Origin of the sequence: Geminocystis herdmanii PCC 6308 (assembly GCF_000332235.1) — a bacterium.
Taxonomy (GTDB): Bacteria; Cyanobacteriota; Cyanobacteriia; order Cyanobacteriales; family Cyanobacteriaceae; genus Geminocystis; species Geminocystis herdmanii.
In genome coordinates, this window is the sequence record NZ_CM001775.1 from 1,025,673 (window position 1) to 1,037,710 (window position 12,038).

A 12,038-nucleotide genomic window follows, 5' to 3' on the forward strand; every position below is an offset into this window, starting at 1 on the left:
TTGTGTTTTATTGAATTCTCAGAAAATGTGCAATTTTTCACTAAAAATCGTTAAAACCGTGCACTTTTTTATTAATGTAGTTTGTCTAAATCTTTGATTTTAATAATCTTCTGAGTTATTCAGCAAACCCTAAATATTTGTTGTTTAATAGTTGCTAAAATATGGTTAACTTTTGTGGGAGTAATATATTTTTCTCTGACTATTGTAAAGTAGTTACAACATTTTAGTAATAAACAATCATTAAAAGTGTTGATATATAATAGGTTTAGAATTTTAAAAATGCAGATGTTATAAATTTACAGTTTGCATTTTACCTAATACCTGACACCTTTTCTATTTAATATTAACTAACAGAATAAAGGAGTAAAACTAAATCTTTATCAATATTTGATTTTACTCCTTTATTCTTAATTTTTAAAGTTAAAAATAGTTTAAGGGAAAATTAATTTAAAATTAAGAAATTTTCTCAAAACTAATGCTTAAATCGATTAGAATATTAACAACTTATTTTATTCTAATTCGATCGAACCCCATGACTTTTAACCGTAGAGAATTTTTAACATTTTTAGGCATAGGTATCACAACAACTGCCTGTGGTGGAATATTGCAAAGTAGAATACAAGCACAAACCTCAAATCTTAATAGTACTTTATTTAATAATTTTAAACCCGTAAAATATCCTATTCCCTTAGAAATTGATAATCTTAATAGTCAACAACAAAAACACATATATCAAAGTTATCAAGTTGAAGATGATTTAGTTTTACCCGAAGGGTTTAAATATGATGTCATCGCCTCTTGGGGCGATCGAATAGGCGACTCCCGTTTCGGTTATAATAACGATTATGTGTCATTCATTGAAACTAGCTCTAATGAAGGCTTTTTAGTCATAAATTTTGAATATGTAAGCCCAACTCCTTGGTTACAATCCTATGAAATGGTGATAAAAAAATCATTATCACAGGAGGTTTTAGATTCCCTAGCACAAGCGAATCAAAATCGACAGGCTTTAAACATTTTTGCCCTTCCTGATGACAACCCGATAAAACTAAAATTTCAAGAATTTTTTGCCGAATTATTAATAGATCAAGGTATTGGTATAATATCTGTTAAAAAGGACAATAACGGCAAATGGCAACGTACATACAGTAAGCTCGATCGACGTATTACAGGAATTTCAGGTTGGCAAGATAATCGTTACTTATCCTCCACAGGCGCTGCTACTGCCATTTTTAAAAAACAAGAAGGATTAGGCTATATAGACAATCTAGGAGATAAAATTATCGGTACTTTTGCTAATTGCGCTGGAGGTACATCTCCTTGGGGTACAGTATTTAGTGCAGAAGAAAATTTCCAAAGCTATGTGCCTGAAGGTATCATGGCAGATGGTACTTCTTTACCTCCAGAATTTACCCCCGTATCAGGCTTGAGTGGGCAGGGTAATCCCTTCGGGTTAGCAGGAAATAAATACGGTTGGATGGTGGAAATTGATCCTACGAATCCCGACGATTATGGCACAAAACATACATGGTTAGGACGTTTTCGTCATGAAGCGGTAGCGATTCGAGCAGAAAAAGATCAACCTTTAGTATTTTACTCTGGATGCGATCGAACTGGAGGACACCTATATAAATTTATCTCAAAGGGAAAAATAGTTAATCCCACCGACAAGAAAAACTCCGCTTTACTGCAAGAGGGGATGTTATACGTTGCCAAAATGTCCGAAGACGGGAAAGGAGAATGGATACCCTTACAACCAAATACTCCTATCAACCCCATTGCCTTGCAAAATTTACAAGGAGGCTTATTAACTATACCTAACCCCGACAGGAAAAAAGGTTCTTATATTGCCGTTAATAATCAAGCAGAATTAGACGATTTTGCCACAAAATATAGAAAATTGGGCGACTTATATGTAGGTAAAACCGAAGCAGAAATACAAGGTATCATCTTAATCGATGCCCATTACTGCGCCAATATAGTGGGCGGTACTTGTGGAGCTCGTCCCGAAGATGTAGAATTAAGTCCCATAGATAAATCCCTAGTTATTGCCTATACCGCAGGAGTCGCAGGAAGTGAAGGCAGTCCCGATAAACGAATTTTTGGCGATCGCAATCGCGCCGCCTTTGGCGATCGAGAGGGTAAAATGTATCAATATGGTTGCTTAATGCGTCTAAAAGAAACCAACAATAAACCCGATGCCATGACATTTACTTGGGATATTTTAGGTGTGGGAGGTGAACCTTCAAGCGGTGGTATGGGTTTTGCCAATCCCGACAACCTCGAATTTGATACCAACGGAGACTTATGGATGGTGACAGACATACCGACGGGATTACAAAATAAACTACCAAGAGTAGAAGGAAATCCTTATACCAGTGGTGTATTAGGTAACAACTCTATTTGGTATATACCATTATCAGGAGACAATGCAGGAAAAGCCTACCCCTTTGGTATAACTCCCATGGAAGCAGAAGCCTGTGGTATCTTTTTTTACAAAAGATCAACAAACTCTTTTTTTAGCAATTCAACATCCGGGGGAGATAAAAGGTATAAGAAAGAATATGCAAGAGATAAACGCTGAAATTTCCGTTTTAACCACCAAGGGAGAGGAATTTAAGCAAAAAAGAATCATTCCTCAAGGCTCAAATTGGCCCAGTTTACAACCCAATCAACCTCCAAAACCCTCTCTAGTGGCTATATCGAGAAATATTTAAGGTTTGTGGAGGAGAGATTATCCCTATTTGTGATATTTCATCAAATAACTCGAATCTAAATAATCATGATAACTTTTATAAACATCGAAACCCGCTAATTTAGCTTTAAAAGAAGCAGGATGATAATACTGACTACTAGGATATTTTTCTCGAAAATTAAGAATATAAAAATAAGTTTTTTCCCATTTACTCAAATAGTCTAAAAATAACTTAAATTGTGAATAATATTGTTCATATTTATAGCTTAAAGTAACGTACTGTAAAATACCAGAAATAATTAAAAAATCTTCCGTTTCCTCTTTTTTGATTTTGAGAATTTTAGTAGCAATATCCTGTAACTCTATTTCATTATTTTTTACTAACAACACAAAGGATTTTAATTCTTCCGTATTATATTGAATATTATAATCCACAAATTCTTTAATTTTTTTAAATAATTCCCATTGCTCAATCTTATTAATTTTGAGTTCATAAAAAATGTTTAATAAGTTCGACGTTTCCGAAATTATACTCAAATATTTAGCATAAATACTAATAATTCTTTGTTCTTCTTCTTCAAATAATTGACGATGAAAAGACTGTTTAATTTTTCTCAATTTTTCTTGAAAAATTAATTTGTTAGGTTGCTCTTTAATAAGTTCAATACACTGAGCATAAAAATCTAAAAAACTTCCTTGATGATGTTCTTTTTCTATTTCATTAATTTTAATGAAGATTTCTAGGTTATCTAATAAAGGTTTAAAAAAATCTTTACCAATGATAAAGTAATGTTTTTTTTGTTGATAATATCGATCTAAGTAAGTTTGAATTCTTGCATAAATTAAAAAATCTTGACGGGTAAAATGTTCGTTTAATAAAGCTCTCAAAGTTAAACTTAAATTTTCTATTTTCTCGATCGCACTATGATAAAGAAATAAATATTCTGGGGGGATAGAATGGCGTAAATCTTGCCCAAAAAGATAATCAACGAGGGTTTTTTCTCCCAACAAAGGGCGATTCCACCAAGGCTTTGTAATTATTTTTTCTTCTAATACTAATTCTGCTTCCATGATGCTACCCTCTTTTGAAGACTTTTGAAGAATTTTCCTTTACACTTACCATCATAAAGTCTTTTTTTGATTAATCAATCAGTATATTTTGGTATTTTTTATCGAAACTTTATAAATTTTTATGACAATTTTTACCTATTTTTAATCTACTTAAGTATTTTATGATTTATCACTAGGTTGTAACCCATTTCCCCATGGAAATGTTCGATCGTCCTCGAACAAGTGGTAAAAAAAATTGACAAAGGTTTAAAAAATAAGATATGATCATAGATTGTCACTGGTTAATATATACTAGGGATAATTATAATTATATATACAAAAATTGTGTATAAAAAGCATACCTCATGCCAACTATTCAACAACTAATTCGTAACGAACGTTCTCAAATTCAAAAGAAAACCAAATCTCCTGCGCTGAAAGAATGTCCTCAGCGTCGTGGTGTATGTACAAGAGTTTATACCACCACTCCTAAAAAACCTAACTCTGCTTTAAGAAAAGTAGCAAGGGTTCGTTTAACATCAGGATTTGAAGTAACTGCTTACATACCCGGTATTGGTCACAACCTTCAAGAACACTCCGTTGTGTTAATCAGAGGTGGCCGGGTGAAAGATTTACCCGGTGTAAGATACCACATTGTGCGTGGAACTCTTGATGCGACTGGAGTAAAAGACAGAAGACAAGGACGCTCCAAGTATGGTGCTAAACGTCCTAAAGCGTAGAGAAATAAAAGGATTTACGTCATTGCAAGTAATAACGAAGCAATCTCAAAACCTTATCTTCTGATTAAGGTGCGTAATTCCTAAGTAAAGATTAATCCCATAGTAATTTTTAAGGATAAATAAATGTCTCGTAGAAGTAAAGCTAAAGTGGTGGAAGTTCCACCTGATCCAGTCTATAATAGCCGTTTGGTTAACATGACCATTCGTCGAATCATGAAAGATGGTAAAAAATCCCTCGCCGCCAGAATTTTATATGATGCCTTAAGTATCATCTCTGAAAGAACTGGTACAGAACCTATGGAAACTTTTGAAAAAGCCATCAAAAACTTAACTCCTTTAGTGGAAGTGAAAGCAAGAAGAGTCGGTGGTGCTACTTATCAAGTACCTATGGAAGTTCGCACCTCTCGTGGTAGTAGCTTGGCATTGCGCTGGTTAATTGCTTTTTCTCGTAAAAGAAGTGGTAAAACCATGTCGATGAAATTAGCTAACGAAATTATGGATGCGGCTAACGAAACTGGTGGCGCGATTAAGAAAAGAGAAGAAACCCATAAAATGGCTGAAGCTAACAAGGCTTTTGCTCACTACCGTTACTAAGATTTTCATAAATCGTGAGTATAGATGATGTGCGTAAAACAGGCATCTTGCCTGTAATTTTTGCTGATTTAATGGCTAACTCATTGTTTATGTTTCGATCGAAATCTACCTGAAAAAGTCATTAAACTTACAGAAAAAGTGGTAAGTTTTGTAAAGAACAGTGTAGAATAGTAAATGGTGTCAAATTTTACCAGAAATCACCTTAAAAGTATTGCTTTAAGTCAAAGGAGGTAACGGTGGCTCGTACAATTCCCCTAGAAAAAGTTCGTAATATTGGTATTGCGGCTCATATAGATGCGGGTAAAACCACAACAACAGAAAGAATACTTTTTTACTCTGGTATTGTTCACAAAATCGGGGAAGTTCATGATGGCAATGCAGTCACTGACTGGATGGAACAGGAAAGAGAGCGCGGTATAACGATTACGGCGGCGGCTATTAGTACTGATTGGAGTGGTCATCATATCAACATTATTGATACTCCGGGTCATGTGGACTTTACCATTGAAGTAGAACGATCGATGCGGGTACTCGATGGAGTTATCGCAGTATTTTGTTCTGTGGGAGGAGTTCAGCCCCAGTCAGAAACGGTTTGGCGTCAAGCCGATCGATATAAAGTGCCTCGTATTGCTTTTGTCAATAAAATGGATCGTACCGGGGCAAATTTCTTCAAGGTATATCAACAGGTAAAAGAGCGTTTAAGAGCTTCTGCTGTACCTATTCAAATCCCTATCGGTAGTGAAGAAAAATTCCGAGGCATCGTGGATTTAATCACCATGAAAGCCCACATCTATTTAGATGATTTAGGCGAACAAATCGAAATTACCGATATTCCTTCAGACATTTTGGAACTAGCCCAAGAATATCGAGGCTATCTGGTGGAAGCCGTAGCAGAATCTGACGAGAATCTGTTAGAGAAATATTTGGGAGAAGAAGAAATTACCGAAGCAGAAATTAAACTGGCTCTGCGTCATGGTACTTTAACGGGTGCTTTGATTCCCATGTTGTGCGGTTCAGCTTTTAAAAATAAGGGTGTACAACAGCTTTTAGATGCCGTTGTGGACTACTTACCAGCACCAACAGAAGTTCCCGCCATTAAAGGGATTTTGCCAGATGGTGAAGAAGGAGTAAGACATTCTAGCGATGATGAGCCTTTCTCCGCCTTAGCCTTCAAAATTGCATCCGATCCCTATGGACGTTTAACCTTCATTCGGGTTTATTCGGGAGTGTTGGGTAAAGGTAGTTATGCTTACAATGCCACTAAAAACAAAAAAGAACGCATTTCTCGTTTAATCATTCTCAAAGCGAACGATCGCATTGAAGTGGATGAGTTACGCGCTGGAGATTTAGGGGCGATTATCGGCTTAAAATTAACTACCACAGGGGATACTTTATGTGATGATCAAAATCCCATCATTTTAGAATCTCTATATGTGCCAGAACCCGTTATTTCCGTAGCGGTAGAACCAAAAACTACCCAAGACATGGATAAGTTATCCAAAGCCTTACAATCTCTTTCTGATGAAGACCCAACCTTTAAAGTCAGCGTTGATCCTGAGACTAATCAAACGGTAATCGCTGGTATGGGAGAATTACACTTAGAGATTTTGGTCGATCGAATGTTGCGAGAGTTTAAAGTGGAAGCCCACGTTGGACAGCCTCAAGTAGCGTATCGTGAGACTATTCGTAAAGCTGTAAAAGCCGAAGGCAAATTTATTCGTCAAAGTGGCGGAAAAGGACAATATGGTCATGTGGTAATCGAAATCGAACCCCAAGAGGAAGGCAAAGGCTTTGAATTTGTCTCGAAAATAGTGGGCGGTACAATTCCCAAAGAATATATCCCCTCCATCGGTCAAGGTATCAAAGAAGCCTGTGAATCTGGTATAATGGCAGGTTATCCTGTAATTGATCTCAAAGTCACCCTCGTTGATGGTTCATTCCACGATGTGGACTCGTCAGAAATGGCGTTTAAAATCGCTGGTTCAATGGCAATTCGGGATGGTGTTGAAAAAGCAGCACCTGTATTGTTAGAACCGATGATGAAAGTTGAGGTAGAAGTACCAGACAATTTCTTAGGAGATGTCATGGGTGATCTTAACTCTCGTCGTGGTACGATCGAAGGCATGAACTCCGAAGACAGTTTAGCTAAAGTTACAGCCAAAGTTCCTTTAGGGGCGATGTTCGGATATGCGACTGATATTCGCTCTAAGACCCAAGGACGTGGTATATTTAGCATGGAGTTTAGCAATTATGCCGAAGTTCCTAGTAATGTGGCAAATACCATTATTGCTAAAAATAGAGGTTATCTATAACGGAAGGCAAAAGGCAATCCCTTAATCCCCTTGAAAGGGGAAAGACAAAAAAGCGAATGTCTTCTACAATGTATTCTGTAATATTAATTTAATTTATTAAATAAAGGAAAAACAACGACAATGGCACGGGAAAAATTTGAAAGAAATAAACCCCACGTTAATATTGGTACGATCGGTCACGTTGACCACGGTAAAACTACTCTTACCGCCGCTATTACCTTAACTTTATCGGCGATCGGTCAAGCAAAAGCTCGTAAATACGATGAAATCGACGCTGCTCCCGAAGAAAAAGCTCGTGGTATTACCATCAACACCGCTCACGTTGAATATGAGTCTCCCGATCGTCACTACGCCCACGTTGACTGCCCCGGCCACGCTGACTATGTTAAAAACATGATCACTGGTGCGGCTCAAATGGACGGAGCTATCTTAGTAGTATCTGCGGCTGATGGTCCTATGCCCCAAACTCGTGAACACATTCTTTTAGCTAGACAGGTTGGCGTACCCAGCTTAGTTGTATTCTTAAACAAAGAAGATCAAGTCGATGATGCTGAATTATTAGAACTCGTAGAATTAGAAGTTCGTGAGTTGTTAACTGAGTATGGTTTCCCCGGAGATGATATTCCCATCGTTGCTGGTTCTGCTTTAAGAGCGGTAGAGCAAATGACTGCTAACCCCAAAACCCAAAAAGGCGAAAATGAGTGGACTGATAAAATCCATTCCCTCATGGAAGCAGTGGACAACTATATTCCTACTCCTGCTCGTGACATCGACAAGCCTTTCTTAATGGCTGTAGAAGATGTATTCTCTATCACTGGTCGTGGTACTGTAGCAACTGGTCGTATTGAACGTGGAAAAGTAAAAGTTCAAGAAACCGTAGAATTAGTTGGTATTCGTGATACCCGTAGCACCACTGTTACTGGGGTTGAGATGTTCCAAAAAACCTTAGACGAAGGTATGGCAGGAGATAACGTAGGGGTTCTTCTTCGTGGTGTACAAAAAGAAGATATTGAGCGTGGTATGGTATTAGCTAAACCCGGTTCGATTACTCCTCACACCAAATTTGAAGCTGAAGTTTACGTTCTCAAAAAAGAAGAAGGTGGTCGTCATACTCCTTTCTTCCCCGGATACCGTCCTCAGTTCTATGTGCGTACAACTGACGTAACTGGAACTATCAGTGACTTTACTGCGGATGATGGTAGCGCTGCTGAAATGGTTATGCCCGGCGATCGTATCAAAATGACCGTTGAATTAATCAACCCCATTGCGATCGAGCAAGGTATGCGTTTCGCTATTCGTGAAGGTGGTCGTACCATTGGTGCGGGTGCTGTAGCTAAAATCTTAAAATAGTAGGCTTTGGTGGGTTACGACATAATGTAATTTTGAGATGCGTTTCTTCAATTCTCCTTGTCTAACCCACCCTACCGATTTACTTAATTTTTAATTCTGCATTCTCAATTCTCAATTCTCAATTCACTTGTACCTTGACAACATAAAATACATAGAAAAAAATCATCATGGCAACTTTACAACAACAAAAAATTCGCATCCGTCTCAAAGCGTTCGATCGTCGTTTACTCGATACATCCTGTACTAAAATTGTTGAAACAGCGAATCGTACTAATGCTCAACCAGTAGGTCCTATTCCTTTACCAACTAAGCGTAAAATCTATTGTGTACTGAGATCTCCCCACGTTGATAAGGATTCCCGTGAACATTTTGAAACTCGTACTCACCGCAGAGTTATTGATATTTACCAACCTTCTTCTAAAACCATCGATGCGTTAATGAAGTTAGATTTACCTGCTGGGGTGGACATTGAAGTAAAATTGTAAATTTAAAAAAGTTTTGATGAGGAATTAGGAATTAAATAGGAATATATTAAAATTTAAAAAAGTCAGAGAGTTCGATCGCGCAGCGCCACTTTGTGATCGAACTTTGAGGAAGGATTAAAACTTTTTGAAGTTAATATTTAATCAGAAAAAAATATAAAAAAAACATTGGTATAGTTGAAATTAAATAAAGTATTTGAAAAAATTATGACCAAAATAGTAGAAATTAATGAAAATTTGCTAGAAGAAGCCCTAGCTTTGGGTAAAGATTCAGAGATTAATTTATTATTAGAAAATGCTCTAAAAGATTATATTAATAAGTATAAACAACAGAAAATAATAGATTTATTTGGTACTATTGATTATGAGGAAAACTTTGATTATAAACAACAAAGAAAGAGACAATGAATGTTATTGTTGATACTTCTGTTTGGTCTTTATCTTTAAGAAGAAATAAAGATTATCAAAAAATATTTCCTATTAATAATTTATTAGAAAATTTGATTATAGAACAGAAAGTTATTTTACTGGGAATTATTCGTCAAGAAATCCTTTCTGGTATTCGTTATCCTGAACAATTTGTTAAATTAAGAGACTATCTTCGGGCTTTTTCTGACTTAGAAATTACTTATCAAGATTATGAATTAGGAGCAGAATTTTTTAATATTTGTCGTCAAAAAGGTATTCAAGGATCAAATAATGATTTTTTAATTTGTGCTGTATCTTACAATTATAATTATCACATTTTCACTACCGATAAAGATTTTGATAATTTTAAATCACATATCCCCATTAATCTTCTAAATTATTAATCTTTCGATCGAACTTTGAGGAAGTATTAGAACTTTTTAAATATCTCATATCTTCCTTTTCCTTTCTTTTTCGCTTCATACATGGCAGTGTCGGCATCTTTCATTACACCTTCAACATTGTCATAGTCGATCGAACTAAAGACAACACCGATACTCGCATTGGTACAAACAGTATTTTCTCGGATAGTGAAACAAACTTTTAAATCTTCTTGAATACGTTGAGTAACTTTTTCTACTTCTTCAAAATTGTTGATATTTTCTAGCAAAATTGCAAATTCATCCCCTCCAAAACGAGCTACCGTATCATTCGATCGAACTAATTGTAATAGACGATTTGCCACTTCGATTAATAATTGATCTCCAGTCCAATGTCCTAATTGATCATTGATCGTTTTAAAATTATCTAAATCTAAAAATAACACAGCATATAAATATTTGGGATTAGATTCAACTCTTTTTATCGCATCCGTGAGTCTTTCTATGAACCACATTCGATTAGCTACATTTGTTAAAAAATCGTAGGAGGCTTGGCGTTTTAATTGTCTATACTCTATTCTTCTTTCTGTATCATCTCGAATTATAAAAACACTTCCTTTTGATTCTGCCATAAAATTTTTATATATCTCAATCTCGACATTTTCATTCAGGGGTGAAATTCGATCGCTAATCGGAATTTCCATGCCATATTTGTTAATCAGAGAAGTTTGATCTGGTAAATTAGTCGATTCTCCTGATTCAATGATGTCGATGAGAAAAGAATCAAGATTTTTTTTGGTATCCTCATTAATAATATTCAAAATTGAAGTAATTGGTTGATTAATAGCGGATTTGTAAGACCAACCTGTTATTTTTTCGGCGGTAGAATTGAGGAAAGTAATATAACCTTCGCTGTCGGTAACAATAACTCCATCGCTCATACTATTAAGAATCGTTGCTAACCATTTGGTATTTTCTTTTAATTTTTGATCTATTTGATATTTATGAAGGGCAATTTCTATGGCAATGCGTAATTCTTGCTCTGTAAATGGTTTAACTATATATCCATAAGGTTGCGCAATTTTTGCTTTTTGAACGGTATTTTTATCTCCATGGGCAGTTAAATAAATAATGGGAATATCGAGGATTTTCACAATTTTTTGTCCTGCGGTGATACCATCCATTTCCCCAATTAATCTTATATCCATTAAAACTAAATTGGGTTTAAGTTCCATCGCCTTTTCTATGGCTTTTTCTCCTGAATCCACAAACATTGGTACAGAATACCCAAAATCCTCTAGTATCGCCTGTAAATCTTGGGCGACAATACTTTCATCTTCAACTATTAAGACTTTTGCGGGAGTGTTTGCCATTTATACATTATTCTCTTTACAAGAAATACTTTAATTAAGTATGATTTAATTATAACTTATTCTAATATTTTCATTTAACCTTTGTGGTTAAAATTTTGATAAACTTTTTATATCTTTACAACTTATCTTGAAATGAAGAAACATGAACACCACAGTTAATTTTAATGAAATTTTAAAAATGATTGATTATCTTTCTTTTCAAGAACAAGATGATTTAATTAATATTCTCAAAAATAAACGAATTGAACAAAGAAGGAATGAAATAGCGGTTAATATTCAAAAAGCTGATGAAGAATATAACAATGGGGAAGTTTTTAGAGGAACTATTGATGATGTTATTGCAAAATTAGATGAGCTTTAAGTGATGATGAATCTAATTATTACTTCATCCTTTCAACGAGCTTTTAAAACAACTGTAAAACGTCAACCTCATTTAAAAGCAAAAATTACGGACAGATTAAGATTACTTAGTGATGATCCTTATAACGCAATATTACGAACTCATAAACTGCAAGGAAAATTATCTGGTGCTTGGGCTTGTTCAGTTGAATACGATTGTCGTATAATTTTTAGTTTTAGAAAAAATCAGGAAACTCAAACAGAAGAAATTATATTAATTGATATTGGTACATATGATGAAGTTTATTAAAAATC

General features: G+C 35.3%; 11 protein-coding genes and 1 pseudogene. 10 read left to right on the top strand and 2 right to left on the bottom strand.

Annotated features, from left to right (window positions below; translation table 11 throughout):
• Positions 1-532: 532 nt before the first annotated feature.
• Positions 533-2,717, top strand: a pseudogene (locus SYN6308_RS21795) (PhoX family protein).
• Positions 2,718-2,740: 23 nt separating this feature from the next.
• Here the strand turns inward: SYN6308_RS21795 and SYN6308_RS05140 are convergent.
• Positions 2,741-3,766: a hypothetical protein gene (locus SYN6308_RS05140; protein WP_017293367.1), complete on the bottom strand. Its 1,026-nt coding sequence runs from the start codon at positions 3,764-3,766 to the stop codon at positions 2,741-2,743.
• A 344-nt stretch (positions 3,767-4,110) separates the two neighbouring features.
• Between SYN6308_RS05140 and rpsL the strand changes: the two genes are divergently transcribed.
• From rpsL to vapC, 7 genes are all read left to right on the top strand, one after another.
• On the top strand, positions 4,111-4,485 hold the full coding sequence (rpsL, locus tag SYN6308_RS05145) for a 30S ribosomal protein S12 (RefSeq protein WP_017293368.1): 375 nt from the start codon (positions 4,111-4,113) through the stop codon (positions 4,483-4,485).
• Positions 4,486-4,608: 123 nt separating this feature from the next.
• Complete coding sequence (rpsG, locus tag SYN6308_RS05150; protein WP_017293369.1) at positions 4,609-5,079, top strand: 30S ribosomal protein S7; 471 nt, start codon at positions 4,609-4,611, stop codon at positions 5,077-5,079.
• 236 nt (positions 5,080-5,315) lie between these two features.
• Entirely contained in the window at positions 5,316-7,391 is a 2,076-nt protein-coding gene (gene fusA, locus SYN6308_RS05155; protein ID WP_017293370.1) for an elongation factor G, read from the top strand.
• Positions 7,392-7,511: 120 nt separating this feature from the next.
• On the top strand, positions 7,512-8,741 hold the full coding sequence (gene tuf / locus SYN6308_RS05160; protein WP_017293371.1) for an elongation factor Tu: 1,230 nt from the start codon (positions 7,512-7,514) through the stop codon (positions 8,739-8,741).
• A 167-nt stretch (positions 8,742-8,908) separates the two neighbouring features.
• Positions 8,909-9,226: a 30S ribosomal protein S10 gene (rpsJ, locus tag SYN6308_RS05165; RefSeq protein ID WP_015223309.1), complete on the top strand. Its 318-nt coding sequence runs from the start codon at positions 8,909-8,911 to the stop codon at positions 9,224-9,226.
• Between the two features lie 204 nt (positions 9,227-9,430).
• Positions 9,431-9,631, top strand: coding sequence for a type II toxin-antitoxin system VapB family antitoxin (locus SYN6308_RS05170; RefSeq protein WP_017293372.1), 201 nt, complete (start codon positions 9,431-9,433; stop codon positions 9,629-9,631).
• The gene (vapC, locus tag SYN6308_RS05175; protein WP_017293373.1) at positions 9,628-10,035 is read left to right on the top strand and encodes a type II toxin-antitoxin system VapC family toxin; all 408 of its coding nucleotides are present in this window, start codon (positions 9,628-9,630) and stop codon (positions 10,033-10,035) included. The genes SYN6308_RS05170 and vapC overlap by 4 nt, the downstream gene beginning before the upstream one ends.
• Positions 10,036-10,061: 26 nt before the next feature.
• On the opposite strand, the gene SYN6308_RS05180 is transcribed toward vapC, so the two are convergent.
• Positions 10,062-11,384 (bottom strand): GGDEF domain-containing response regulator, encoded by a 1,323-nt coding sequence (locus SYN6308_RS05180; RefSeq protein WP_017293374.1) that lies wholly within the window; start codon positions 11,382-11,384, stop codon positions 10,062-10,064.
• A gap of 142 nt (positions 11,385-11,526) precedes the next feature.
• On the opposite strand from SYN6308_RS05180, the gene SYN6308_RS05185 reads away from it, so the two are divergent.
• Both SYN6308_RS05185 and SYN6308_RS05190 read left to right on the top strand, forming a co-directional pair.
• Positions 11,527-11,745 (top strand): hypothetical protein, encoded by a 219-nt coding sequence (locus SYN6308_RS05185; RefSeq protein ID WP_017293375.1) that lies wholly within the window; start codon positions 11,527-11,529, stop codon positions 11,743-11,745.
• A 3-nt stretch (positions 11,746-11,748) separates the two neighbouring features.
• Entirely contained in the window at positions 11,749-12,033 is a 285-nt protein-coding gene (locus SYN6308_RS05190) for a type II toxin-antitoxin system RelE/ParE family toxin (RefSeq protein WP_017293376.1), read from the top strand.
• The last annotated feature ends 5 nt before the right edge of the window (positions 12,034-12,038 follow it).

Bases quoted from the DNA above. Each gene is read 5' to 3' on its own strand.
- SYN6308_RS05190 (WP_017293376.1), top strand. From the start codon at position 11,749: ATGATGAATCTAATTATTACTTCATCCTTTCAACGAGCTTTTAAAACA.
- rpsJ (WP_015223309.1), top strand. From the start codon at position 8,909: ATGGCAACTTTACAACAACAAAAAATTCGCATCCGTCTCAAAGCGTTC.
- rpsL (WP_017293368.1), top strand. From the start codon at position 4,111: ATGCCAACTATTCAACAACTAATTCGTAACGAACGTTCTCAAATTCAA.
- SYN6308_RS05185 (WP_017293375.1), top strand. From the start codon at position 11,527: ATGAACACCACAGTTAATTTTAATGAAATTTTAAAAATGATTGATTAT.
- rpsG (WP_017293369.1), top strand. From the start codon at position 4,609: ATGTCTCGTAGAAGTAAAGCTAAAGTGGTGGAAGTTCCACCTGATCCA.
- SYN6308_RS05170 (WP_017293372.1), top strand. From the start codon at position 9,431: ATGACCAAAATAGTAGAAATTAATGAAAATTTGCTAGAAGAAGCCCTA.
- vapC (WP_017293373.1), top strand. From the start codon at position 9,628: ATGAATGTTATTGTTGATACTTCTGTTTGGTCTTTATCTTTAAGAAGA.
- SYN6308_RS05140 (WP_017293367.1), bottom strand. From the start codon at position 3,766: ATGGAAGCAGAATTAGTATTAGAAGAAAAAATAATTACAAAGCCTTGG.
- tuf (WP_017293371.1), top strand. From the start codon at position 7,512: ATGGCACGGGAAAAATTTGAAAGAAATAAACCCCACGTTAATATTGGT.
- SYN6308_RS05180 (WP_017293374.1), bottom strand. From the start codon at position 11,384: ATGGCAAACACTCCCGCAAAAGTCTTAATAGTTGAAGATGAAAGTATT.